This window comes from Enterococcus sp. AZ197 (genome assembly GCF_050556405.1).
Lineage (GTDB): Bacteria > Bacillota > Bacilli > Lactobacillales > Enterococcaceae > Enterococcus > Enterococcus faecalis.
The window spans coordinates 27740-54718 of sequence record NZ_CP187873.1 but is presented as its reverse complement, the minus strand read 5'-3'; the positions used below and the strand labels follow the sequence as shown (position 1 = coordinate 54718).

Annotated in this window: 20 protein-coding genes and 1 other annotated feature (1 of these 21 running past the window's edge); of the genes, 5 read left to right on the top strand and 15 right to left on the bottom strand. The window is 37.1% G+C overall.

Annotated features, from left to right (window positions below):
• Positions 1-116 (bottom strand) — a binding site (T-box leader) (it extends 91 nt beyond the left edge of the window).
• The 5 genes from gltX to IGK82_RS00195 form a co-directional block, all read right to left on the bottom strand.
• Positions 115-1572 (bottom strand): glutamate--tRNA ligase, encoded by a 1458-nt coding sequence (gltX, locus tag IGK82_RS00215; protein ID WP_002381335.1) that lies wholly within the window; start codon positions 1570-1572, stop codon positions 115-117. It overlaps the preceding feature by 2 nt.
• 52 nt (positions 1573-1624) lie before the next feature.
• A complete protein-coding gene (ispF, locus tag IGK82_RS00210; protein ID WP_016622166.1) occupies positions 1625-2098 on the bottom strand; it encodes a 2-C-methyl-D-erythritol 2,4-cyclodiphosphate synthase in 474 nt (157 codons plus the stop codon).
• 18 nt (positions 2099-2116) lie between these two features.
• Positions 2117-3262, bottom strand: coding sequence for a PIN/TRAM domain-containing protein (locus IGK82_RS00205; protein ID WP_002368622.1), 1146 nt, complete (start codon positions 3260-3262; stop codon positions 2117-2119).
• Positions 3263-3362: 100 nt separating this feature from the next.
• Positions 3363-4733, bottom strand: a complete 1371-nt coding sequence (gene radA / locus IGK82_RS00200; protein ID WP_002356050.1) for a DNA repair protein RadA — start codon at positions 4731-4733, stop codon at positions 3363-3365.
• Positions 4734-4811: 78 nt separating this feature from the next.
• A complete protein-coding gene (locus IGK82_RS00195) occupies positions 4812-5297 on the bottom strand; it encodes a dUTP diphosphatase (RefSeq protein WP_002359232.1) in 486 nt (161 codons plus the stop codon).
• A gap of 319 nt (positions 5298-5616) precedes the next feature.
• Between IGK82_RS00195 and proB the strand changes: the two genes are divergently transcribed.
• Both proB and IGK82_RS00185 read left to right on the top strand, forming a co-directional pair.
• Positions 5617-6432, top strand: coding sequence for a glutamate 5-kinase (proB, locus tag IGK82_RS00190; protein ID WP_002389550.1), 816 nt, complete (start codon positions 5617-5619; stop codon positions 6430-6432).
• A complete protein-coding gene (locus IGK82_RS00185) occupies positions 6419-7672 on the top strand; it encodes a glutamate-5-semialdehyde dehydrogenase (RefSeq protein WP_016622167.1) in 1254 nt (417 codons plus the stop codon). Before proB ends, IGK82_RS00185 begins: the two co-directional genes overlap by 14 nt.
• 91 nt (positions 7673-7763) lie before the next feature.
• Here IGK82_RS00185 and IGK82_RS00180 read toward each other — a convergent pair whose 3' ends face one another.
• Positions 7764-8711: a helix-turn-helix transcriptional regulator gene (locus IGK82_RS00180; RefSeq protein ID WP_002404711.1), complete on the bottom strand. Its 948-nt coding sequence runs from the start codon at positions 8709-8711 to the stop codon at positions 7764-7766.
• Positions 8712-8775: 64 nt separating this feature from the next.
• Between IGK82_RS00180 and IGK82_RS00175 the strand changes: the two genes are divergently transcribed.
• The 3 genes from IGK82_RS00175 to IGK82_RS00165 all read left to right on the top strand — a co-directional run bounded on the left by IGK82_RS00175 (position 8776) and on the right by IGK82_RS00165 (position 12919).
• The gene (locus IGK82_RS00175; protein ID WP_002359228.1) at positions 8776-9243 is read left to right on the top strand and encodes a VOC family protein; all 468 of its coding nucleotides are present in this window, start codon (positions 8776-8778) and stop codon (positions 9241-9243) included.
• 7 nt (positions 9244-9250) lie between these two features.
• On the top strand, positions 9251-9760 hold the full coding sequence (locus IGK82_RS00170) for a ClbS/DfsB family four-helix bundle protein (protein ID WP_002356044.1): 510 nt from the start codon (positions 9251-9253) through the stop codon (positions 9758-9760).
• A 543-nt stretch (positions 9761-10303) separates the two neighbouring features.
• Entirely contained in the window at positions 10304-12919 is a 2616-nt protein-coding gene (locus IGK82_RS00165) for a YfhO family protein (protein ID WP_002370603.1), read from the top strand.
• A gap of 1325 nt (positions 12920-14244) precedes the next feature.
• Here the strand turns inward: IGK82_RS00165 and mprF are convergent.
• From mprF to IGK82_RS00120, 9 genes are all read right to left on the bottom strand, one after another.
• Positions 14245-16836: a bifunctional lysylphosphatidylglycerol flippase/synthetase MprF gene (gene mprF, locus IGK82_RS00160; protein ID WP_016622168.1), complete on the bottom strand. Its 2592-nt coding sequence runs from the start codon at positions 16834-16836 to the stop codon at positions 14245-14247.
• Positions 16837-17019: 183 nt separating this feature from the next.
• Positions 17020-18297 (bottom strand): 6-phospho-beta-glucosidase, encoded by a 1278-nt coding sequence (locus IGK82_RS00155; RefSeq protein ID WP_430605128.1) that lies wholly within the window; start codon positions 18295-18297, stop codon positions 17020-17022.
• Positions 18298-18311: 14 nt separating this feature from the next.
• Entirely contained in the window at positions 18312-19319 is a 1008-nt protein-coding gene (locus tag IGK82_RS00150) for an SIS domain-containing protein (RefSeq protein ID WP_016622170.1), read from the bottom strand.
• The gene (locus IGK82_RS00145; RefSeq protein ID WP_002389704.1) at positions 19303-20604 is read right to left on the bottom strand and encodes a PTS sugar transporter subunit IIC; all 1302 of its coding nucleotides are present in this window, start codon (positions 20602-20604) and stop codon (positions 19303-19305) included. Before IGK82_RS00145 ends, IGK82_RS00150 begins: the two co-directional genes overlap by 17 nt.
• A 53-nt stretch (positions 20605-20657) precedes the next feature.
• On the bottom strand, positions 20658-22439 hold the full coding sequence (locus tag IGK82_RS00140) for a helix-turn-helix domain-containing protein (RefSeq protein WP_016622171.1): 1782 nt from the start codon (positions 22437-22439) through the stop codon (positions 20658-20660).
• A 167-nt stretch (positions 22440-22606) separates the two neighbouring features.
• Positions 22607-22987 (bottom strand): RidA family protein, encoded by a 381-nt coding sequence (locus IGK82_RS00135; RefSeq protein WP_010709103.1) that lies wholly within the window; start codon positions 22985-22987, stop codon positions 22607-22609.
• 99 nt (positions 22988-23086) lie between these two features.
• Positions 23087-24301 (bottom strand): MalY/PatB family protein, encoded by a 1215-nt coding sequence (locus IGK82_RS00130; RefSeq protein ID WP_016622173.1) that lies wholly within the window; start codon positions 24299-24301, stop codon positions 23087-23089.
• 14 nt (positions 24302-24315) lie between these two features.
• Positions 24316-25884 carry a maltose/glucose-specific PTS transporter subunit IIBC gene (gene malX, locus IGK82_RS00125; RefSeq protein ID WP_010709101.1) on the bottom strand — a complete coding sequence of 523 codons (1569 nt, stop codon included), beginning with the start codon at positions 25882-25884 and terminating at the stop codon, positions 24316-24318.
• A 148-nt stretch (positions 25885-26032) separates the two neighbouring features.
• Positions 26033-26803 (bottom strand): MurR/RpiR family transcriptional regulator, encoded by a 771-nt coding sequence (locus IGK82_RS00120; protein ID WP_002387434.1) that lies wholly within the window; start codon positions 26801-26803, stop codon positions 26033-26035.
• Positions 26804-26979: the final 176 nt, after the last annotated feature.

Here is a 26979-nt window from a genome sequence, read left to right as displayed (position 1 = left end):
TTTTTCACCGAAGCCACTCATAGATGCATTTCGACAAAAGATGCTCGCTGTTCTCACCACCCACAGCGTCTCTGAAATCCATCTGCTTGTCTACTTCTTCTATTCTTTGTGTTTTTATAACACTTTATTTAAATGATCTAATGCTTTTTCTTTGCCTAATAATTCGATGGTTTCGCCTAATTCAGGACCATGCATTTGTCCAGAAACAGCAATTCGAATTGGCATAAACAAGTTTTTGCCTTTAACGCCGGTTTCTTTTTGGACGGCTTTAATCGCTGCTTTAATACTTGGTACATCGAAAACGTCCAAGGCTTCTAATTGTTCTTTAAACGCATGTAACACAGTTGGCACTGTTTCTCCTTGCAAGAATTCTTTCGCAGCATCATCTAAAACTGGATGTTCATTAAAGAACAAGTTTGATAGTTCCACAATTTCAGCTGCATAACTCATTTGTGGTTGATACAAGCTAACTAATTGTTTTAACCATTCGATTTTTTCAGGAGATGGATTTTCTTCAACACGACCGTCAGCGACTAAATAAGGAATACACATATCTGTTAGTTCACCTAAGTCCATTTGTTTCATGTATTGATTGTTAATCCATTCTAATTTTTTCGCATCAAAGGCCGCTGGTGACTTGCTTAAGCGTTGTTCATCAAACAATTTAATCAAGTCTTCTTGTGAGAAGATTTCTTCTTCGCCAACAGGAGACCATCCTAGTAAAGCAATAAAGTTGAACATGGCTTCTGGTAAGTAACCTAATTCACGGTATTGTTCAATAAATTGTAAAATTGTTTCATCACGTTTGCTCAATTTTTTGCCAGTTTCTGAATTAATGATTAAGGTCATATGGCCAAAGACAGGTGGTGTCCATTCAAACGCTTCGTAAATCATTAATTGTTTTGGTGTGTTAGCAATATGATCATCGCCACGTAAAACGTGAGAAATTTTCATTAAGTGATCATCTACTGCAACGGCAAAGTTATACGTTGGCATCCCATCGCGTTTTTGGATGACAAAATCGCCACCAATGTTATCTGACTCAAAAGTAATTTCACCTTTCACGATGTCATCAAATTTGTATTCTGTGTTACGTGGCACACGGAAGCGAATCACTGGTTCTAGACCAGCCGCTTCTTTGGCTGCTTGTTCAGAAGGTGTTAAATTCGCACAAGTGCCTGCGTAGTGAGGCATTTCCCCACGAGCTTGTTGTGCTTCACGTTCTGCTTCTAATTCTTCTGGCGTACAATAACATTTATACGCACGATTGCTACTTAATAATTGATCAATCAATGGTTGGTAAATTTCTTTACGTTCTGATTGACGATATGGACCATATTCTCCCGGATGAGCAGGTGATTCATCCCATTCCATCCCTAACCATGCTAAGTTTTCCAACTGACTTTTCTCGCCGTCTTCGATGTTCCGTTTTTGGTCGGTATCCTCGATACGAATGATAAATTCTCCGTCATTGTGGCGGGCAAATAAGTAGTTAAATAATGCTGTTCTTGCATTCCCAATGTGCAAGTGTCCAGTTGGACTTGGTGCGTAACGCACACGAACTTTCGTCATGTTCATTCCTCTTTCCATTTTTTAAAAACAGACGGTTTAACGTCGTTTTCAGTTATTTTTCCAATAAAGCAACGGCAATTGCGCCGATTCCTTCTTTTTTACCAACAAAGCCCATCGTTTCCATGGTCGTTGCCTTAATGTTCACTTGTGTGACCGCTAAGTGGCAACTCGCGGCTAGATTCTTTTTCATCTCTGCCAAGTATGGGCTCATCTTTGGCTCTTCCGCTAAAATTGTACAATCAATATTGCCAATAGTAAAGCCCGACCGCCCAACTTTTTCATTTACTTTTTTTAATAAGTTTACAGAATTCGCATTTTTGAACTGCGGATCGGTTTCGGGAAACAGTTGCCCAATATCACCCAGACCAGCGGCACCAAGGATTGCATCAATAATTGCATGTGTTAAAACATCGGCATCTGAGTGACCTAACAGACCTTTTTCATAAGGAAGAGTAACCCCACCAATAATTAAAGGTCGTCGCGGAACCAATTGATGAACATCAAAACCTTGACCGATTCGAATCATACTAAGTCCTCACTTTGCTTAATTTTTATCGTTTTTAGGATGGTTATCCTTGCGATCATTAATCCCGCGACCCGCATGCGCCGGTTTGGCAAAAATCATACGCCCAGCTGCGGTTTGTAAAGCACTTGTGACGACCACTTCGATTTGCTCATTCATGTAATGCTGGCCATCTTCTACCACAACCATTGTGCCATCATCTAAGTAAGCGACCCCTTGTTGACGCTCTGTTCCGGCTTTTACAACCATCACATTCATCGTTTCACCTGGAATCACCACTGGTTTCACAGCATTAGCTAAAGCATTAATGTTTAAAACAGGCACATTTTGAAATTCAGAGACTTTATTTAAGTTGTAGTCATTGGTCACAACCACGCCATCTAATAATTTTGCTAATTTGATTAATTTACTGTCTACTTCAGAGATATCCTCGAAATCTCCGTCATACATCTCAACGGAGATACCTTCTTCTTTTTGTAAAGCATTTAAAATATCTAAGCCACGACGACCTCTCACCCGTTTTAAACTGTCTCCAGAATCAGCAATGTATTGTAATTCATATAAAACAAAGTTAGGGATGAGCAAAACACCTTCTAAAAAGCCTGTTTTCGCGATATCGTAGATTCTGCCATCAATGATGACACTGGTGTCTAAAATTTTGTATTTATGGAAGTTGTCTTCCACTTTACGTTCCAACATTTGTCCTTCGGTGTCTTCCGTATTTGCTTTCTTTTGGCGAGGTGTAAAAACTTTTTTCCACTCCTCAATCCGTGTTGTTCCCATTCGGAAACCTAAGTAACCCAGAATAATCATAACTAGAATTGGTAGTAAACTATTCACGACAGGAATTTGTAAGTTGTACATTGGAATGGAGATAATGACACCAATTGTTAAACCAATGATGGCACCAATACTTCCAAATAATAAATAGGTTAAACTCATTTCATTTAAAGCTGCTTCGATTTTTTTGACAGCGGAAACAATATACTTTGCTAACCCTAAAGATAAAATAAAGAAAATAATTGCACCAATTAATCCGTTCGTAAAGTTATTGTTTAACCAACTGTTATTGCCTTGCTTAGCCATTTCCCAAGCCATTGGGAAAAGAGAAATTCCTAAACTTGCACCAGCAATGATCATCAGCAACGTGATGATTCGTTTTTGCATATAGCCATCCTCCTCGTTTATTTAATAAAGACGTCTAGCGTTGTGGGGCGTACAAAAATCATACGCCACCAACAACCTAAACGGATTATTTCTACTTTCATCATTTAAAAACTTTTCTTAACGTTTCACCAATTGTTGAAACGCCAATAATTTCAATCCCTTCAGGCGCTTCCCAGCCACCAAGGTTATTTTTAGGGACATAGACTTTTGTAAAGCCTAGTTTTTGCGCTTCACGCACTCGTTGTTCAATACTATTCACGCGGCGGATTTCACCAGTTAAACCAATCTCACCAATGAAACATTCTGAAGATGAGGTTCCTTTTTCTTTATAGCTAGAAGCAATACTGATTGCTAACGCTAAATCAATAGCTGGTTCATTAATTTTGACTCCACCAGCCGCTTTTAGATACGCATCCTGGTTTTGTAATAAAAGGCCTGCCCGTTTTTCTAAAACCGCCATGATTAAAGAAACGCGATTAAAGTCCAACCCGGTGGTCGTTCGCTTGGCATTGCCAAACATCGTTGGGGTAACTAACGCTTGGATTTCCACCAAAATGGGGCGTGAACCTTCCATTGCTACCACAATTGAAGATCCGGTGGCTCCTTCTAAACGTTCTTCTAAAAAGACCTGAGAAGGATTCATAACTTCAACCAATCCATGTGTCTGCATTTCAAAAATACCAATCTCATTCGTTGAGCCAAACCGATTTTTGACAGCCCGTAAGATTCTAAAGGTGTGATGCTTATCTCCTTCAAAATAAAGAACCGTGTCTACCATATGTTCCAACATCCGTGGCCCTGCGATAGACCCTTCCTTCGTTACGTGTCCGACAATAAAAATGGCAATCCCATTCGTTTTTGCCAGTTTCAATAATTCGGCAGTTGTTTCTCGGACTTGACTGACACTACCAGCAACGCTGGTAACATCTGGCTGCGTCATTGTTTGAATCGAGTCAATAATGACATAGTCTGGTTCTAATTTTTCAATGGCTCGTGATATTTCGTGCATATCTGTTTCTGCGTATAAGTAAAATGTCTCGTTGACGGTGCCTAGACGCTCCGCTCGTAATTTAATTTGCTCAGCACTTTCTTCACCAGAAACATATAAAACCGTGCCACCTGTGGCTGCTAATTGTTGCGATACTTGTAAGAGCAATGTTGACTTACCTATTCCGGGATCGCCACCGATTAAAACTAACGAACCTGGAACAACGCCACCACCTAAAACCCGATTCAGCTCCACTAATTCAGTTTTTACACGAGGCTCTTTTTTAGGTACGACTTCAGATAGCCGTTGTGGTTGTGTCTTTTTACCAGTCAAACTTACTCTAGCACGACGATCAGAAGTATCTTGAATAACCTCTTCCACCATCGAATTCCATTGTCCACAATTAGGACAGCGGCCGAGATATTTTGGAGACACATACCCACAGCTTTGACATTCAAATTGAACTTTTGCTTTTTTTGCCATGTAGAATCTCCTTATCTGTTGTTTATTTTAACATTTATTAAATGGTTTGAATAACGTTGCCTACTGAAAAAATGGGCTTTATTTTTGTCCAGACGAACCAAAACCGCCCGTTCTTTCTGCCTCGACTTGGTCATCATCCGCTAATAAAAACGGCTTAAAAATCCCTTGGCCAATTCGTTCACCTTTTTCAATGACAACATCTTCATATCCAAAGTTTAAAAATTGGAACATGATATGTCCTTCGTTATTCTCGTTATTATAATAATCACTGTCAATGACTCCGACACCATTCGCTAAAAGTAGGAATCGTTTTAGCGGGTTCGAAGAACGACTTACCAATTCTAAATATTCAGAATCAGGCATATACGCCTTAATTCCTGTTTTAACTAAAATTGGTTTGGGATTTTCTCCAGCTTGTTGTAACTTCCAAAGACTTGGTACAACGACCGTTTCGGCTGCTTGAAAATCATACCCCGCGGCACCTTTTGTTGCTCGTTGTGGGACACTCAAGCCCTCTTCTTGATACTTAGAAATAATCTCAAAACCACGTTGTTTCATATCCATTCTCCCCTACTGTCTAAACTACTCCTATTTTACCATAATCTCTGATACTCTGGTTGTTTTTAGTAAGTTTCTCATTTCTAAAAGCCCAGTTAATCTAGACTACGCAAAAAAGAGGAGAATTTTTGTTTATTTTCCTTCTTTTAGTCTATCATCTTCTCTTAAAATAAACAGACCAAATCCCAAAAAGTCCCAAGATTCCCTCAAAAAGTTCACACTTTCATTAAACTTTCTTTACTATTCATTATTTAGCACTTTCTAGTAGCCGCTGATTTTGTTATAATGAGTGTCAAATTTTACTGTAAAAAGAAACGAGGCACTTATGAGAAACAAACTCCAACAGGCCAAACGAATTGTGATCAAAGTCGGAACCAGTTCTCTGATTTATCCCAATGGCAATATTAACTTAAAAGCAATTGATCAATTAGCCTTTACTTTGAGTGATTTAAGCAACCAAGGCAAAGAAATTATTTTAGTTTCTTCTGGCGCAATTGGTGTCGGACTGAATAAATTAAATCTATCTGTGCGCCCAACGACAATTCCCGAACAACAGGCAGTCGCTGCAGTCGGCCAAGCAGAATTAATGAACATTTATAATCAGCGGTTTTCAACCTATAGCCAACAAATGGCACAAGTTTTATTAACTCGTGATGTTATTGAATATCCTGAAAGTCGCAATAATGTTACCAATACTTTTGAACAACTGTTAAAAATGAATATTATTCCTATCGTCAATGAAAATGATACTGTCGCAATTGAAGAATTGGATCACTTAACCAAGTTCGGGGATAACGATCAATTGTCAGCCATTGTCTGCCAAATTGTTCAAGCTGACTTGTTAGTTATGTTATCAGATATTGATGGTTTCTTTTCAGATAACCCTACTGTCAACAAAGAAGCCACGTTATTTTCTGAAATCAATGAAATTAATGAAGACTTGTTCCAATTAGCCGGTGGTAAGGGGAGCCGCTTTGGCACTGGTGGGATGTCTAGTAAATTAAAAGCTGCTGAACGTGTGTTAGCTAATCAACAGGCGATGATTTTAGCAAACGGAAAGCAGCCAAAAATCATCTTTGAAATTTTAGAAGGAAAAGATATCGGTACGTTATTTATTAAAGGAGGGCATGAAAGTGACTGATTTAAAGCAACTAGGGCAACAAGCTAAAGAAGCCTCTTATACGCTAGGCTTGATGGATACTCGTCAAAAAAATACTTTGTTAAACAAAATGGCCGCAGCCATTGAAGCCCATGCACCCCGCATTTTACAAGCAAACGCATTAGATTTAGAGCAAGCCGCTACCCACGGAATTTCTGAAACAATGCAAGACCGCTTACGTTTAACAGAAGAACGGATCACAGCGATGGCTGAGGGCATACGCCAAGTCGCTACTTTACCCGATCCAATTGGGGAAGTAGATAAAATGTGGCGCAATGAAGCGGGGCTGTTAATTGGGCAACAACGCGTGCCTTTAGGTGTTATTGGAATCATTTATGAATCGCGGCCAAACGTGACAACAGATGCCGCTAGCCTTTGTTTCAAATCAGGAAATGCTGTTATTCTTCGAGGCGGAAAAGAAGCGTTTCACTCCAATCAGATATTGGTGACAATTTTACAAGAAGCGCTAATCCAAGAAGCCGTTTCTCCCCATCTCATTCAATTTGTTGATGATACTTCTAGAGAAACAGCCCAACAACTTATGCGCTTAAATGACTACTTGGATGTCCTCATTCCGCGTGGCGGCGCCAACTTAATCAAAACTGTTTTGACAACAGCCACTGTTCCTGTTATTGAAACAGGAACAGGCAATTGTCATATTTACGTGGACAAAGACGCCCAGTTAACAATGGCAACTGAAATTATTGTCAATGCTAAATGTCAACGTCCTTCTGTCTGTAACGCCGCCGAAACGTTATTAATTCATCAAGAAGTGGCTGAAGCCTTTTTACCAACAATTGAAAAAGCCTTGAAGGAGTTTCACGTGGAACTTCGGGCAGATGAACGTGCGTTAGCAATTTTTGAAGAAGCCATTCCAGCGACTGAACAAGATTGGGAAACGGAATTTCTCGACTTTATCTTAGCAGTGAAAGTCGTTGATTCTTTAGACGAAGCCATCCAGCATATTAATCGCTACAATACAAAACATTCTGAAAGTATTATTAGTGATAATTACTTTGCCACACAACAATTTTTACAACAAGTGGATGCAGCCGCTGTTTATGCGAATGCTTCAACTCGTTTCACGGACGGTTTTGAATTTGGATTTGGCGCCGAAATCGGTATTAGTACGCAAAAATTACATGCCCGTGGACCTATGGGTCTAGCAGAGCTTACTTCGACAAAATATGTTATTTATGGAAATGGGCAAGCACGTTCTTAGAAAGAAAAACCCTTGATTTAAAGATCAAGGGTTTTTCTTTCTCTTCTCCAATGTGCATTTTTACACATGGAATTGTTCACAGTCCCACAATCTATTCTTGATATTTTTTTTGAATCCTCATTATACTTTCTACATATGCTTGTTTCACTTGGACTGGCTCTAAAATTGTCACTTCTTCACCAAAGCCCATAAAATAGTTGGCTAAAAATTGTGTTTCTGTTGGATGAATCTGTCCAACTAAAAAACACTGCGTGGGCGTTTCTTCCAACTGAATATTGTCAAAGCGATGTTTATAAAAAAATTCTTTGCCTTTTTCTGTAATGATTGCTTTAAATGGAATCGTACGTGCCGTCGTTTGTTGATGGCGATACGATTCTTTCAGTTCTTCAGTCGTAAAATCCAGTGTTTGGTTTAACTGCTGAATAGCCTCCATAAAATCACATCGGTAAGTACGCCAAGCCTTTTTAGTCACATCATAGCCTGAACAATACCAATATCCTTCTAAAATAGTTAACCGGGTTGGTAAGATTTTTTTCGTTGTTGCTTCATATCTGGTATAGTTAAACTGAATTACTTGTTGCGCCAAAATACAATGAAACAGCTGCTCTAAATTGCCTGGTGCTTCTACTTGTTCAATTCCTTCGTAGTAGACGACCTTACTCATTTGACTGATTTTAAATTGGGTTGGTTCATCTAAAGAATGCAATAATTTTTGCTTAATTTGCTGATAGGAATGACCAAACGGTGACTCTGCGACTAATTTCAGTAATTGTAACGAAAAAAAGATTGCTAACACTTCATTTTCGTTAAAATAAATCGGCGGCAACAACGGTTTGTTTAAAACTCGATAGCCACCATAACGACCATTCTCCACATATAGCGGCACGCCTAAATGTTCCAAAGCTTCAATATCCCGCAAAGCTGTGCTTTTAGAAATCCCAAAAGTTTTCATTAACTGATTTAAATTAAACTGAGGATGGGTTCTCAAGAAAAAAAGTTCCTGATTTAAACGTTCTGATTTTTTCATTTTTCCCTCCATCGGTGTCACTTTTTGACACCTTTTATTGTTATGCTTATCTTATCAACCTTAGGAGGTTCAAACAATGAAAAACACACAATTTGCCCTTTTTATGGTCTTAAGCGGACGAGCAACGGAAGCCTTGACGTTTTACCAAGAAGCCTTTGCTGGTGATATTCTTTTTAAAATTACTAATCAAGAATTTAAAGAGCGTTTAAATCCTTCTTTGACCATTCCCGCTGGCGAAGAACACTGGCTTTCTCACTCGATTTTACAAATGGACACTTTTCAATTACAACTAGCTGATAATCCTTTGTTTGCAGGAATGAATACCACGCCCACAGAACAATTGACCCTCAGCTTAACCGTCGACAGCCGTCACTCTGCCAAAACAATTTTTGAAAAACTCACGTGCCATCCCGAATCCTGTATTATCCAAGAACCAATTGAAAATGAATTTGCAACATTTTATGCGATTGTGAAAGATCCTTTTGGTTTAGTCACTCAAATTACTCAAGAAAAACAAGCAGATCCTACCAAGAAAGGAAGTTAGCCGAAGAATGCGAACCTATGAATCAAAAGAAGCCTTGATTGAGGCCATTCAAATAGCTTCACAAAAATATTTAGCTGAATTTGCAGAAATTCCTGAAACACTTAAAGATCACCGAATTGAAACAGTAGCTAAAACACCTTCAGAGAACTTAGCCTATCAATTAGGCTGGCTCAACTTGCTGCTTTCTTGGGAAGAACAAGAACAACGTGGTCTGACCGTTCAAACGCCAGCTGAAGGTTATAAATGGAATCAACTGGGCGCTCTCTATCAATCATTTTATCAAACCTATGGACAAATGAGTTTAGAAAGTCAGCTGATTGCGTTGCAAGACACCTTAGAAAAATTACTTCATTGGATTGACTCGCTTTCCGAAGACGAATTATTTTTACCTCAACAACGGGCTTGGGCGACCACCAAAGCACAATGGCCTCTTTGGAAATGGATTCACATTAATAGCGTTGCCCCTTTTACTAGTTTCCGAACGCAAATTCGCAAATGGAAAAAAGCGTGTCTTTAAAAAGTTATCCACATTTTTTCAAAAAAAGCTTGACAAGCATTTTTAAATTCTCTACAGAAAACTTTGTGGATGAAATTTCTTATTTTTTCCAAAAAACTTTTCCACAATGCTTATTTGTTCGACATTAAATCTTTGTAAATTCTAGAAAAAAGAAGATGAAAACGTTGTTTTAATAACGTTTTCATCTTCTTTCAACTTTAGGGGCTCCTTTACTTTTAGCAAGCAGCCCTTCTGAACTTGCGTTTATTTTTTTTAGCAACTCGAAAACTTATCCTTGTGGATAAACCGAGATAAAAAGCTTTTTTGTGGTTTTCAACAGAGTTATGCACAAAGTTATCCACAGGGCGTTTTCAGCAATTTTTCGGAGAATATTCGTTGTTTAATCTGGTGATTTAGCATTTGAATGTCAATCCCTTACTACTAATTCTTCTTCACTCCACCCTTAGGATCCTAATAAAATTTTAAAGTTTTTCTTCTATTGGTACATCAAATAAAGAGTATGATAAACTATAGGTACTTTCGAAAAATCAGGTGAGGTTATTTATGAAAAATAAAAGTAGGCAGTTTTTAAAAAACAACTGGCCTTATATGTTAGCCAGTTTCTTCATTCCATTTTTAATTATGGCAATTATCTATTTGAGTATTGGGATTTATCCAGGAAGTAGTCGCAGTGTTTTAGCCAGCGATGCCTTTTCTCAATTTTCAAATTTTCACGCAAGCTTTAACAATGTTCTTCATGGAAAACAAAGTCTTTTCTATACGTGGAATGCTTCTTTGGGACTAAACTACTTGTCCTTAATTTCCTATTATCTTGGTGGCTTATTTACGCCGCTCGTCTTTTTCTTTAACAATCAAAACATGCCTGATGCGCTCTATTTCCTAACGTTGTTGAAAATTGGGAGTGCTGGCTTGAGTTTTTGGTTCTTGGCAAAACAAACCTTTAAGATTCCTAAATGGTCCCATGTGACTTTAAGTGTGTCTTATGCGCTAATGTCCTTCATTGTGGCCCATTCAGAATTAATTATGTGGCTGGATGCCTTTATTTATCTGCCACTCGTAATTTTAGGAATTCATCGTTTAATGGACCAACGAAAACCGACATTATTGTTTGTCAGTTATTTCTTGCTTTTCATTACAAATTATTATTTTGGCTTTATGATTGGGTTGTTTTCCTTCCTGTACTATTTTGCACGAACGTTTACAGACTGGCAACGATATAAATCTCGAATCGTTGCGTATTTTACTACTTCTCTTTTAGCTGGTGGAGCATCCATGATTATGGTCTTACCTGCTGTCTTAGATTTACGAACCAATGGTGAAACTCTTTCTGAAATTACAACCTTTAAAACAGAAGCGACTGCCTTTTTAGATATTATTATGAAAAATATGATTGGCGTTTACGATACAACCAAATATGGGTCCATTCCTTTTATTTACATTGGGTTGTTGCCTTTGATTTTTTGTCTCTTCTATTTCGTTACGAAAGAAATTCCATTGAAAAACAAACTACTTTTTGGCAGTTTGTTTGTCCTATTGATTGCTAGCTTTTACATCACGCCCTTAAATTTATTCTGGCACGGTATGCATGCGCCGAACATGTTTCTTTTCCGCTATAGTTTCCTCTTTTCATTCCTAGTTATTTTGCTTGCTGGTTATGGTTGGGAAAAATTTGAAAAGGATGATCTCGGCGTCTTAAGCGGCTTGATTTTGATTCTTTTAGCAATTTTTGCTCTTGCAATGGGCACAAAAGGTGCTACTAGTTATACGTATGTGACTTTAACCTCTTTCGTATTAACGGCAACTTTTTTACTATTATACTTTTTCGGGATTGCTTTTTATCAATTGAAAAAAGCGCCTATGCAATACTTAGTGATTTTACTATTGCTGCTCGTTTCTGGTGAAGCAATCATTAATACACGAGCGATGGTCACTGGTATTTTAGATGATTGGAACTACGCATCACGCAGCTTGTATTCTGAGCCTTACCCTGACTTAAAAAATCTAGTCGATCAAACAAAAAAAGAAAATGATACCTTTTATCGCTTGGAAAATTTAAATGGTGTTTCGGCCAATGACGGCATTAACTATGGCTACAGTGGCATTAGCATGTTTTCTTCCGTGCGGAACCGACATTCTTCAACGTACCTAAACGCCTTAGGTTTCCGCTCGCGAGGCACGAATTTAAATATTCGTTACCAAAATAATACCTTGTTAATGGATGCTTTGATGGGCATTAAATACAATATTGCTGAAAACAATCCAATGAAATTCGGCTTTGAGCGACAAGCAGCTGCTGGTAAATATCAGCTTTATCGTAACGAAAATGCTTTGCCGTTAGGATTTTTAGCAGACAAAGAGATTTACAATGTTCGGCAACCTCTCAATGATAATTTAGGTAGTCAAACAAATTTACTAAATGCTTTAGCCAATACCAATGAACGGTATTTTACCTTTTATCAACCAACGATGACGCTTCAAAATAACGTGACAATTACGCAAAATACAGCTGGCGTAACTTTTACGGAGAAACAACATAACGTAGCCAAAGAGATTTCTTATACAGTCAATGTGCCCGCCAATACGCAAGCTTATTTGAGTTTATTCCCAACGGATTTTGCTCAATTGGAAAGTTCCACTGCGACGGTCACCGTGAACGGCTCAAGTCAGCAATCACAAATTGGCATTACTGGCCAATATTATAATTTAGGCTACTATCCAAAAGATACAACTGTTAACTTCAAAGTAAGTTTTTATGGAACCAAAGCAGTAAGTTTTGTTCAGCCGCAAGTAGTTGGCTTAAATACCAATGCATTTGAAAAAGCCATTTCCGCCGTGCAAGAAAAAGGCGTTGATTTAACCACTGGCAAACGCTCTGCTTCAGGTACCTTTACCGCCGACAAAGATCAAGTACTCGTCACTACAATTCCTTATGACAAAGGTTGGCGTGTCAAAATTGATGGCAAAAAAGTTACCCCAAAAGCCTTTAAAGATGCCTTTCTAAGCGTTCCTGTCAGCGCTGGAACCCATACTATTCAGTTCTCTTATTTACCAGAAGGATTGATTCCTGGCATCGTGTTATTCGTTCTATGTACTGGTGGTTTCGTTGCCTACGTAACCTTGATTCCTGCTAGACGAAACCGTAAAAAAGAAGACAAATAAAAAATCTTTCACAAAAAACTAAGGGTTATTATTAAAATGACTCTTTATCAATAAGGTCTGATGAGTTGTGAAAAACAAAATCTGAGACAGAATGGGATTCATTCTGTCTCAGATTTTTTTATTATAAATGATTTAGGCAGTTAAAATAGATATTCGTTTATTCTATGAAATATCTATGCTTCCTCAACCTTTTAATTTCAAATTGCTAATTTTATCCAACAAGACAAACATTAATTTGATTTTTTTATGTAATTCCTATGATTTCCATTTAAACTACTAATGACACTATATTAAATAAAAGCAACCATAATTTACCAAAAAACAACAATTTAGTTGCTTTTACATCTTTGGTATTACTGTAAAATAGCAATAAAAAGATTATCACTTCAATAGAAGAAGTACTAATTGATAACGGTAATCTATCAATTGTTACTATTTCAGATATAAAAAGAACAAGAAGATTAACTACGCTTACTGACAATAGCAGACTTATGAATATATCTTGATTATAATTTTTTTTAAACCCAAAAATAAGTAAAACAATTTTCAAAATTATGAACGTAACAAAAAAGATACACAAATTAGCGATTATAACAATAACTATCATAAAAAAATTAAATTCTCCGTTTGAAATATTTAATAGTTTTGACGACTCTCCAATCATTTTTAATAGCTTATTATCTTTTTCTGTAAGAGTAAAAAATAAAAAAATATTTGAAACAAGGTACGGTATAAAAAATGCAAGTATCGACCAGTTCCACTTCTTCGTATTCAATTGGCTCACCTACCTCATCTAAGTTTATAGCAAAATAGTTATATTCTGATTCGTTATGTAAAACTAAAATAATTAAATGCACCTACTGCTTCCAATCGCATTCCTAGTGAGGCATTTTCTACCAAAATGGCTAATTATTTATCATCATTGTAAAACATCTTGATTAATTCTAATTTTGATTTAGTTCACCCTAGTCCATGAATTTGAATAAAACAGCTCGACATTTTTACATTACAGGCCATTCTGATAGTGTTCTAAACAATATTCAATTACATACTTAGCCAAATTATTCACTTGAATACTTAACTTCTGGTCTTATAAAATTATGTTCTTTCTGTTTATCGGCCTTACTAATCTCAAAATTTTACGTTAAATATCGACATAACGAGATTCCATATTAAAAGATAAACAACCGCCACTCTAATTAAATTCTAATAAGACGCAAACTCAATGTCAACCATTCTTTAATAAAAAAACATATTCTTTGATTAATAATTTGCGATAAATAAAAAAGTTAGACCAAAGTCTAACTTTTTTATTTATATTAGAGTTAAATTTCAGTCATTGCTTCTTCCACAAGCGAAACACTTTGATGTCTTCCTTTCGTAATCAACAAGGAAAGTTGCACAAAAGCAAAGAGTACACTGGTCCGCTTAGGATAAGCAAAATAACGTGGTTGCCAACTAGTGACATATTGTTCTTTGCGCTTGCGTGTATCTTGAAACGCATAAATTTGATAACTATACTTGTAAAAAATATTAACAAAGCGTTCTTTTAAGAAAGAGTACTTGCTCTCCCCTACGTTAGCCAACGGCGCCATCCCAATATCAATTAATTGATAGCCCTGCTGTTGATAGGTTTCAATAAAATGAGTGAACAAATATTCTCTAGTAAAAGCAGGTGCGTCTGAACGAATACGTAACAAATCATACGAAATACTTTTGCCTTTTTCCATTTCTTTTCCCGTAATAAAACCAATGACCGTTTGTTTCTGTTTCACCAAGCCCACGCTACTGCATTTCAAGTACTCGGGATCCAACCGTCCACCAATAAAGTAGCGCTCTTTTTGATTCCGTGACCAGTCCGCAGAAACTCGTTCTAACTCTTGATATAAGGCATCACTAATCGTTTCGGGATAAAATTCAAACTGAAAATCCGCTACTTCTGCTGCTATTTTTTCAGTCACTGTTTCCGTCCAGGCTGTTTGATTCACTGTTGACGGCTCATCAAATTGAATCAAACCTTCTTCCCCAACTTTCATAAATTCAAAGCCGCAATCGTGAAGATTCATAACATATTCTTCCGAAATACGATAAAAAACTAATTGATAGCCTAACAAATCAGCTTGATCCATAAACGCCAGTGTCGCCGCTGTCCATTTCTCTCGTTGCCCAATCGGATCCGCCAAGACAAAGCATTTATTAAACTTCATTTGAAACCCAAAAAGTACTTGATCTTCGCCTTCTTCTTGGTAATAAAAATGACCATAATCCTTTAAATATAAAAATTGACTGCCTTCGTTGCCACCAAATTTTTCCAAAAAGCGTGTCAACCGTGCTTCCTCAAACCCCTCACCTAAAGTAACAGTTGTTTCGGCTAAATATTGATACAAAAAGAACAAACCAATCAAGGAAATACTTAATCCAATCAATCCGTTAAACCAAACATCATCTGACGGAAACAACAAAAAGTGATTGATAACTTGATTGCCACCAGCTGGTCGTGCGGCGTAATAGCCAGCAACCGCATAACCGATAAACAAGCAGCCAAACAAAATACTATCTACCGTTAAAGCGCCCCATGAATAAACAAACTTTTCACGATAAAATTCTTTACGAGCCAAAATAACCGCCAATAAAATAACGGCATAAACAGCAATTAACTGCCACGAAGTCGTTCGTGCCACCGTATTTACAATACAAAATCCTAGTAAAATAATTGTAGGCCAATAAGCTTTTTTCACTTTCATAGAAATGCCTCGAGCTAAACCTAATAACAAGAACCCTACAAATAAATTCAATGTTTGATCTAAAAAATTAAAAGAAAAGGGAAGTAACACTTGGAATAAACGACTGACATTCGACAAATTCGTCACAGTCGACAATAGAACCATCATAATTCCTGCAAAATATAACGCCGCCACCAAAATAAAATGCGCCACTTTTTGTGAAAATAACCGAGGTAAATTATCAAAAAATTGATTGACTTTCATGCCTGCTTGTTGCAAGAACAAAATAACTCCTGTCATAAAAGGCGTCACATAATAAAACAAACGATAATACAACAACCAGACGACCGCTTGTGATCGATCAATCCCTAATTGTGACAAGCCCAAAATCATTAAGACATCAAACGTTCCCATACCACCAGGAACCATGGTCAACATCCCGATTAACGTAGCGATAACAAACATTGGGTAAACAGAAACCATCGAAACTGGCACCTGCATCAAACGACCTATCATCAAGAAAGCAAACATCCCACCTAGCCATTGACCTAATGAAGCGCCGAATAATAGGAGCACCGCTTTTGGAAAAAATGTTTTAAACAATGTTCGCCGTTTTAAATACGTGAAAAACCAGAGCGCTGGCGCAATCAGACTGCCCAATAATAACCAAACCCAATATTCACGAAAAACATTTTGGGTTCGAATAAAAAATAAATCAACAAACGCCACAAAAGATAAAATAGATAACCCTGAAATCAAGAACAGAGCAACTTTTGAGACCGTTGCTACAACCTTGCCCCGCGGTACATCTTTTCCGTAAAAATTAATCCGTAGCGTTGCACCAACCACGCCGCCAAAACCCGCTAAGTTATTAATGGTATTGGTGACCCAAGCCGAAGTTAACCAATCCATTCGTTTCATTGGTGGCTTACCTTCTTTTTCCAATAACTTAACGACTACATAGTCATAAAGGAGCATTGGAATAACCCCTAATAGTCCTGCCAAGACCATACCAATTAAACGCCCCGTACTTTGTTGTTCCATCGTGGAAAAAATATCCGCCCAGGTCATGCCTTGAGCGATATGTGTCACTTGGTTAGCCACGAAAACTAATACAGAACCAAGAAAAATTAGTTTCAATAATAAACTGTGTTCTTTCAACCACTGCGTTAGTTGGCTAATATTTTTTTTCATCTTATAGCCTCTTTCATATCTCTTTTCTATTCATTTAACTTTCGTTTTATCGATTTTCTTCCATGGTAGCCTATTTGCTGAAAATTTTCCAGCACGGCTAGACATTTTGGCTGAATCGTATTGTTTTAACATTAAAAAGAAGCGAACAACAGTTATTACAGAACAACTGTTGTTCGCTTCTTTTTAATCAGTGACTGCAGCGACTAAATCTGGATGAATGTAAGGTGCGTTAACTTTTAACATCTCATCCAACATCGGTTTAGCAATGTCAAAATCTCCTACTAATGGATGAGCTACCATTGCCTCTAATGCTTTATCATAATTTCCTTCTACAGCTGCTTGGACCACTAAGCTCTCATAGTTTTTTACAGCAGAAACTAAGCCATATACACCTTCAGGTATGTTATTTTGAACAAGTGGGGTGATCCCATTCTTATTTAAAATACAAGGTGTTTCCACAGAGGCATCATAAGGTAAAAATTCAATTGCACGTTCATTTTTAACGTTTGCAACAATCCACATATCTTCATCATTGTAGATCGCAGAAAGTGCTTCTAAAGCTAATTCACTATAACCACCACCACCACGATTTTTTAAAATCTCTGGCTTATCATGCTGACTAGGGTTTTTTAATGCCGTATAGATTTCCTTTTCCAAGCCTAAAACTGTCTCACCTCTGGTTAGAGGGGCCTCTTTAAGTTCTGCTAACTTTTGGCGGCGATGGAAGTAATATTGACAGTATAGACTAGGTAGAGCATTCAATTTTTTGATTAATTCTGGGGCCACGGTTTCATGAATATCTGCTACTTTATCAAATTCCTCTTTTGTAATTTTACGACCATCTACGCGAATATTATAAGCAAAATTCATATGGTTTAACCCGACAAAATCATACGTTACTTCTTTATAATTTGCATCAAGTGCCCACCCGATCCAAGTTCTTGGACGCATACCACCTGCACATAAAGCGATAAATTTTGTTTTGGTATAATTACGGACTGCTTCTGCTAAAATACCTGTAGGATTAGCATAGTTAATTAGCCATGCTTCTGGATTATGTTTTTCAACAGCTTTCGCAATTTCTACTATAGCTGGAATTGTACGCAACGCCTTCATATAGCCCCCTGGCCCTGTAGTTTCTTGACCAATCACATCGTATTTCAGAGGAATCTTTTCATCGTGAATCCTTGCTTGATTCCCACCTACTCGAATTTGCGTTAAAATAAAATCTTGACCTTTAACGGCTTCTTCTAAGTTTTCTGTTTTACGAATAGCAAACGATAATTGATGAAATTTTTTATAACGATTTAAAAAATTATACATAATTTCTAAACGATCTGGATTAATATCCATCAAGGTTAATTCTGTTACAGGTAATTTCTCTTTACTTTGCGCTAATCCTTCAATTATTTCTGGTGTATATACACTTCCTGCACCAATAATAGCAATTTTTAATGACATATCTTTTCCCACTCCTAATCTTTTGTACCCACAAAAGCAAAAAATGCTTCATGAACTTTTTTGTCTGGATTAAATCCTGTTTGTAATGCCCACTCATTTGCCAATACTTGAAAAATCAAAGTATACAGTAACTCCACACCTGGAGTTTCGCAAGAAAGGTCTACAGTTATCTCTCCTGCCTTTTCTGCTATCAGTAAAGTATTTTTTGTAAAACTTTGGGTATATAGATTTACTTTTTCCGTTAACTTTGTCGTTGGCCCGCCACTTAAAAAGATATGGTAAGATTCCTCTTTGATTAGTCGATGTGGGCCATGTGTAAACTCCCCAATTTCATAGGCCATGACTGGGATTCTCAATGTTTCCAACACCTTTAAAGTACCTTCTTCTATCACCCCTAAAAGGGCATCATCTGCTGTAATTGTCAAATAAGGTGCATTTGCCCAATGGGGATTTTCTTTTAGCCATTGAAGAGTTATTTCCTTCATTTTAGGCATTTTTTGAATACATTCTTTAAAACTTACAAAGATTTCCTCAGATATGCGGTCTTCCTGATCTTTGTTAAATGCTAAAGCTAATTGAACTAATCGAATAAACGTAGCCGTAAAACCAACTGTTTTCGGTCCAATTTGCTCTTCTGCACAACATAAGTCTATAAAATAATCTGCATACTGTCGCTTTTCTTCATCCCTTGTTGCACTGAGAAAGATTGTTGTGTTTTTGTTCTCACTTGCTAAATGAAGACACTCAAGTGTTGCCAAGCTATTGCCTGTTTGAGAAATAGCTACTAGATAATGCGGATCTAACAAAGCTCCTTGCTTTTTATATTGTTGAACATTGAAAAAAAGCAATGATTGTTGACTGAACGTTTCAAAATAACGTTGTGCCATTTTGGCAGCATTCAACGAACTTCCTGATCCAACAAAAATAATTTGTTTGGGACTTTCTTCTTCAAACGGCATTGTGATGGTATTTTGAAGAAGCGTTGGCAATAGTTGCCACTGAGAATTAATAAACTGATTCATTTGATTCACGGACAGTTTCTCCTTCCAAATTCTCTTCATTTTCTGCTGTTTCTTGTATGGTGATATCTAACCGCTGTTTCTCTAGCATTTTGAAAAATGGGTAATAAATTGCCCCGCTTACTAACAAAGCAAATACACCATACACTGCTGCACGCCAATCTCCACCCGAAGTTAAATATTGCATAAGAATTGGTGGTGTAGTCCATGGAACAGCGACAACTGGCCGTCCAATCACATCAAAATACATTAACAGATATGCAATTAAAGCAAGCAATGTATTACAAAGTGTGTAAGGAATCATCAAGACAGGATTTAGTACCATTGGTACGCCAAAAACAATTGGTTCATTGATTTCAAAAATACTTGCTGGCAGAGAAAGCTTTCCCAATGTACGCAATCCTTGATCCTTTGAAAAAATCATAAAAATAACTAGCATAAGCGTTGCGCCACCGCCACCAATAAAAATAAAGTTAACAAAACCCGCAGCGGTAATATACGGTAATGGCTCACCAGCAGCTAAGGCATCCGTATTTGCACCTAACATAGTTAAAAAAATTGGATCTGCAACAGATAACACAGCCCCTCCATGAATCCCTACACACCATAGTAGCGACCGTAAAAGCATAAAAACAAGAATTCCAGGAAGGGTACTTAAACCTTGAACCAGCGGGCTAAAGAGCATATTCAAACTTGCATTGATATCAAAGCCTAACAGCACACGAATAACCCAAAATACTGTTAATGAAATTAGTAACGGAATTAAAATGTTAAAAGATTTAGCTATTGCTGGAGGTACACTACTCGGCATTTTAATAGCTAACTGTTTGTTCATACAAAATCGATAAATTTCAACAACTACAAACGAAATAATAATTGCTGAAAAAACACCTAAAGTACCAAAATTTCCAGTGTTAATGCTATACGATCCATCTTCTCCCATGGAAGATTGTACTAATAAATAACAAACTAACGACATTAAAACATTCCGAATAGTATCAATTTTGTAAAACTGAGATAAACTATAACTAATCCCAACTACTGCTATTAAACCAATAATCCCAAAAGTTACAGAAGTTGGCACCATTAATACATTCTTGTAAGGTTCAATAAAATTCTGATAACTTGTCAGCGGAAACTGGGCTAAAATCATAAAAATTGAACCAATAATAGTAAAAGGAACAGTTAAAATCATGCCGTTTTTAACAGCTATCATATAACGATTCTCTCCAACTTTCATGAGTGGTGGTGATATTTTTTCATTTACAAATTGAACGATTTTTTCCATTTTGTACCTCCCTTATTCCTTCTTTCAAACAAAACGCCAACCAACTATTTTCCTTATCCATTTGACACAAATCTTCTAAAAATTTCGTAAAAATCAATTTCTTCTATTTTTCCAGCAACAATAATAACTACTTTTCGCACCTGATTATTTTGATTGTTCTCACACCAATTGATTAATGCAGACCAGCTGAATTCTCGTATTTGTGACTGTAATTGTCTTGGATCTATCATAAATAAAATCGCACATTCCATTTTTCGCCATATAAGAGGTTGATGCTGGTCTCTGTTAAAAGCATCTTCAATGGTAGCAAAGTCAGTAACTTCTTCTTCAATCAGTCGTTCTGTGATTTTCTCAACGACCTTTGCCTTACTTAATTTATTGGACATAGAAATTGTTTCAAAAATAGATGGTATACTACAACCTCGTTCTACTTTAAATCGTTTATATAAAGCGGTTTCATTTTTAACAATTGCTAAATGGCTTTTATTGAATACATCAAACTTTATATTATCGTCTGCTAATTTTTTTAATTGCTTATTTTTTGAAAAAATAAACTGCCAATCTGCTATACTCACTTCCTCGTTTAAAAATACCTGAACATCTGACAAATTTCGTTGTAGTTCTCTTTTGATAAACTGGCGATATTCCGAACTTCCATTACTAGCTAGACGAGCAGTTAACTGGGGCTTATACCTTTGTGGTGTATTTAAAATAGTAACTAGCAGAAAACATAGCTCATCATCACTTACATAACCGACTGTTTTTTCAATTGCTAAAAAGCAGAACCGCAAAGCAATAAATTCTTTACCAAAATTCAGTTGTAAATCATTCAATAGCGGATGAAAAACACTCATTCTATAGTGGTTTCGTTGTTTAATTTGTCCAATGTTATCTGCAATTTTATCGATTAAATTTGAAGTATCCATTCTAACCTGTTGTAAATCTTGATAACTAGTCAGCACTTGCTTGGCAATTTCATGTAACGGCGATGATTTTTGTGGTTTTCTATATTCACACGCAGCTAGATATTCGCCAATTCGATTTGGATTATATTGATTAGAAAAAGTAAATCCTAATGTCTGTTCTAGATACAATTGAAAGTCTGTCGCCGGATCAGAACCATCTTTTGATTGTTTTTCATTCATCTGTTTACCAAATAATAAAATGTCTACCATTAATTGGATGACTAAAGTTTGTATAAAATCCTCATTAAAAGAATAGGAATATTTTATCGATATTAAACGAATTCCTGATAATATAACATTCTTAAACTCACTCACTAAAATTTTTTGGCAATAAAATTGATTTTTCGACAGATAGGCACGGTTTTCAAAAATAAATGCCGTACCAACTAAGTGCACCGAATCAATAATTGCTGATTTTATATCTTTTCGATGTCCCAATAATTCAGTCCCTTGATGACTACTTACAATTTTCAAATTATAAACAGCCAGTTCCTTCTCAACAATTTTTAAATCAGCTAATACTGAACTTTTTGTTAGGAAAAACACTTGGCTTAATTGATTAATTGAAACTTTTTTTCGATAATAAAATAACAACATTAACTTCAAAACTTCACGACGTACGACAATGGATGTATGAATATTTTCTGATATTTCTCTAAATGACTGTTTTTCTGAAATTAATTTAATACCAACCCCATACTTTTTAGACAGCCGAAGGTGATTCTGCTGAAAAGTCGGTTCTAATTTATTCAATAAATTACGAACCGTTCGAACTGATAGGCCTAAGTGACTAGCTAGTGCATCAAATGTTTGAAACTCCTCTTCCTTCAACAATTGTTCTAATAGTCTTTGTTCATTAAATGTTAACATTTGTCATTCCTCCACAAGTTAGCGCTTACTTGTATTTTTACTATAGCGAATAAACGTTGTTTTCGATATACCAAAATCTTTCCTTACTTTCGGCAAAAAAGCAACCACAAAAAAAACAATGGTTCCCTAAGTGACTATACCTTAATGGAACCATTGTTTTATTCTTTTTACGCCACTACTTCTGCGATAATCTCAATCTCCACCAACACATCCATCGGTAATTTAGAGATTTCAATCGTTGTGCGTGCAGGATATTCCGTACTAAAATACTCAGCATAGACTTCATTGAATGCCGTGAAATCCGCCATATTTTGTAAATAGCATGTCGTTTTGACTACATGAGCAAAATCACTACTAGCTTCTGTTAAAATCCCTTGAATATTTTTCAGTACTTGATTGGTTTGTTCTTTAATCGTTGTCCCAACCACCTTGCCTGTTTCAGGATCCAGTGGAATCTGACCAGAAGTAATCAATAAACCATTCACACTTTTTGCTTGTGAATATGGCCCAATTGCTTGTGGTGCTTGCTTTGTTTTAATTGTTTTCATTTCTTTTCCCCCAGTAAATGACAAGTTGTTACTTTTTGTTATTTTATTTGTTTCTATTTTTCCATTGTACTGCAACCATTTTCGGAATGCTATCTTTTCTCAATTATTCCCAAGCGCTGATGCTGTGCCATCCTTTTGTAAAACAGCTTCAAAACCTTGGCGCATCCTTTCAAGTCCCTCGTGTAGTTTTGCTTGCGAACAGCCAATATTTAACCGTAAAAATCGTTGTCCATTACCGCCATAAATCGAGCCGTCCATAATGGCGACTTTCCCCACAGAAACTAAAGCCTCTTGTAAGCGGGCCACATCTGGAACTGCCGCTGATACATCCAACCACATTAAGTAAGTGGCTTCCAGCTCCGTCACTTTAATTTTTGGCAAATATGTCTGTAAAAAATCTTTCACGTAACGTTGGTTCTCCGCTAAATAATCATTCAACTCGTCAACCCAAGTACCACATTTTTGATAGGCCGTCATGGTTGCTAGCATTCCCAAAATACTTGTTGATGATAAACCATCGGCGTTTTTTAATTTGAGCTGAAAAGCGTCACGCAATTCGTTATCTGGAATTAAGGCGTAAGCAAAAATCAGCCCTGGAAAATTAAAGGTTTTCGTGCCACTGGTAATAATGGCAGATTTTTTATAATTAAATTGCGTAATTGGTCGATGAACATGGCCTTTATTAACGATATCCATATGAATTTCATCAGAAAGTAAAAACACATCATACTGTTGGCACAATGAAACTATTCGCTCTAATTCCCATTGCTCCCAAACACGTCCTGTTGGATTATGCGGGGAACATAAAAGCAAACAGCGATTTTCTGGTTGCGCTAGTTTTTTTTCTAAATCAATAAAATCAATGCTGTAGCGCTTCTCTTGATAAAGCAGTTCATTCGCCACTACTTGCCGCTTATTTTCCTGAATAACTTTAAAAAATGCATCATAGGCAGGTGTTTGTAAAATAATGCCCTCCCCTTCGTTAGTCAATAATTGAATCAAAGCAGAAATACCATAGATAACGGTCGGGGTATACATAATCCAGTGTTCTTCAATCTTCGTCTGGAATCTTGCCTGGTACCACGTTTGAATTGCTTCTTTTAATTGCGGATGGTTCCACCTCGTATAGCCAAATACTGGATGGTTCAAACGCTCCTGTAATGTTGCCAGAACTGCCTCTGGCACAGCAAAATCCGTATCGGAAATAGTGAAGGGAAGCAAGTCCGCTTCCCCAAATCGGTCTTCTACAAAATCCCACTGTGTACAATACGTTCCTCGTCGATCAATTGCTTTATCAAACGACACACTCTTCACCTTCTGTCTTTTTTCTAACCTAAAATCATCTCTAATTGATTACGGACCGTTGTCACTTTGGTTCCGATAATCACTTGTACATTCTGCGCATCTAAATGTACAACGCCTAAAGCCCCTAATTGCTTTAATTTGTCATCATCTACTTTATTAGCATCTGCTAACACTAAACGTAAACGCGTAATGCAATTATCAATAGCTTGAATATTCTCTTGCCCACCCAAAGCCGCTAAAATCCCAGGCGCATCATAGCCACCCGTTTTCTTATATTGAACTTCTTGATCGGTATATTCAGTCTCATCTAAGACCTTGTCTCGTCCAGGTGTTTTTAAATCAAAGGTTACAATGACTGTTTTAAAGACGAAATAATAAACAACAAACCAGATAGCGCCGACAATGAGAACCCACCACCATTTTGTATAAGTTCCTTGTAACAAGCCAAAAATAACAAAGTCCAGTAGCCCGCCATCAGTGTTCCCAATCACAACACCTAATAAAGCCATTACCATGAAACCTAGACCAGTCATAATGACATGAAACAGCCATAATAATGGACTAATAAATAAGAATAAAAATTCAATTGGTTCTGTAATGCCAGTGATAGCCGTAGCAATTACACCCGAAAGGAGTAAGCCTTTAATCTTATGTCGATTCGCCGGAGCTGCAGTATGATACATCGCAAGTGCCGCCGCTGGTAAGCCAAAAATAAAGGTCGGCATTTTCCCTTGTGACAAGAAAGCTGTTGCGCTTGGTGAAATCGGTAAATTATTTTGCAATTCTGCATAGAAAATATTTAACGCACCAAACACTTCTTTGCCAGCCACCACCGCTGAACCCCCTGCTTCAGTAAAACGAATCATGGAAACCAAAATATGATGCAACCCAAACGGTAACAGTAGACGTTCCCCTGAACCAAACAGAAAAGGCCCAAAAATACCAGAACGTTGGATAAGTTGGCCAATCGCCATAATCATTAGCGCGAAAAGTGGCCAAACTAACGGAATTACTAAGCCCACGAAGGCCATCACTAATGAAGTAATAATTGGTACAAACCGTGCGCCAGAAAAAAAGGCAAAACTATCTGGTAGTTGCACCGTATAAAATCGATTATGCAACTTATAGACAATAAGCCCAGCGATAATTCCACCAAGAACGCCCATTTCAATCGTTTGAATCCCAAAAACCATTCCTTGGCCGGCTTCCCGCAACTGCTCAGGATCCACGAGGCGATTCGTCTGCACTAAATAGAAATTAATCGCTAAATTCATCACCGTATAGCCTACGAAACCTGAAAACGCAGCAATTCCTTTTTCTTTCCGAACTAACCCCAACGGAATGGCCATTGCAAACATGACAGGTAAATAGGCAAACGCAAAACCACCAATTGTCGACATAAATTGGAAAATAATTTTCACTGCGGGCTTTCTTAAAAACGGGATCGTTTCAATCATAGATTCACTGGAAAAAGAACTTCCTAATCCCAACAAAATCCCCATAAAAGCTAATAAAGCCACTGGCAACATAAACGTTTTGCCTAATCCTTGGAAAAACTCCCAGAAAGTCGCTTTCTTTTTCTTTACTGCCATTTCTTAACTCCTCCATTCATTCTTTACAAAACTAAAAATGATTGCGTTTACATTCATTGCCCTCATTATAACTAGCCCAAAACAAAGAAAAAAGAGGCTACACTCTTTCTGTATCCCCTTACATCATTTAGTATGGTGTTGCATAAAATTACCGCGGCTGCTTTGCCTCTGCATACATTAATAAAACCGTATCGAACAAACAAATGACAGCAATTCTTGAACTTAAATCTACGCGCTGATGATAACGTGTCGTCCCTTTGGCAAATAACGTCGTCGTCGACAATTTTTCCAAGGTGCTTCCTTTAGTCGAAATCAAACTAATCATCGGCACTTGCTGTTCCTGCGCTACACGTGCATACGCTAAAATCCCTTTAGTTTCTCCTGTATAACTGACAAAAATGGCTAAATCCTGTCCGTCCAGATTCTTAACTGCTGCCGCTTGTTCATCCCAATCAGATCGTGCATAGGCTTTTTTTCCTAAAAATGTTAGCTTTCGTGCAAAATCAGTACAAATAGGAAAACTGCCACCAACACCGAACACTTCAATCGTATTCGCACGCTCAATCATTTTAAGCATTTCCGCGACTTTGGCTTCATCCATTTGTTGAAAACTATCTTGCACATTGGCAATCAACTGTTGCGTAATAGCTTGAAAACTACGACTATCGCTTTCTGTGCTCTCGCTCTGCACCGATTGGACGATTGCGTATTTTAATTCTTGGAAGCCTCGATAACCTAAGTGTTTTGCTGTCCGAGAAATAGTGGCTGTTGAGACAAACAACGCCTGCGCCACCTCATAAATGGTTTGTGAACTAATTTCCGTCATATGCGTCAAAATATAATCCAGTACTTGATTTTCAATTTTACTTAAATGATTTCGTTTCTTTTCTAACAAAGCGATTAATCCCTCAGTCGACATCCAATCCCTCACTTTAAATCCTTTTTTATAATTATACACCAGAATATTCTGATTATTTCAATAAGAAAGTCCAAAATAACCAACAGCGGCTCCATCATTCGCCAGAGAAAAAAATCAGCCTTCCGATGGAGGTGTTTGTTGCGCTTTCTTGCTATACTCTGTATATAGAAAACAGG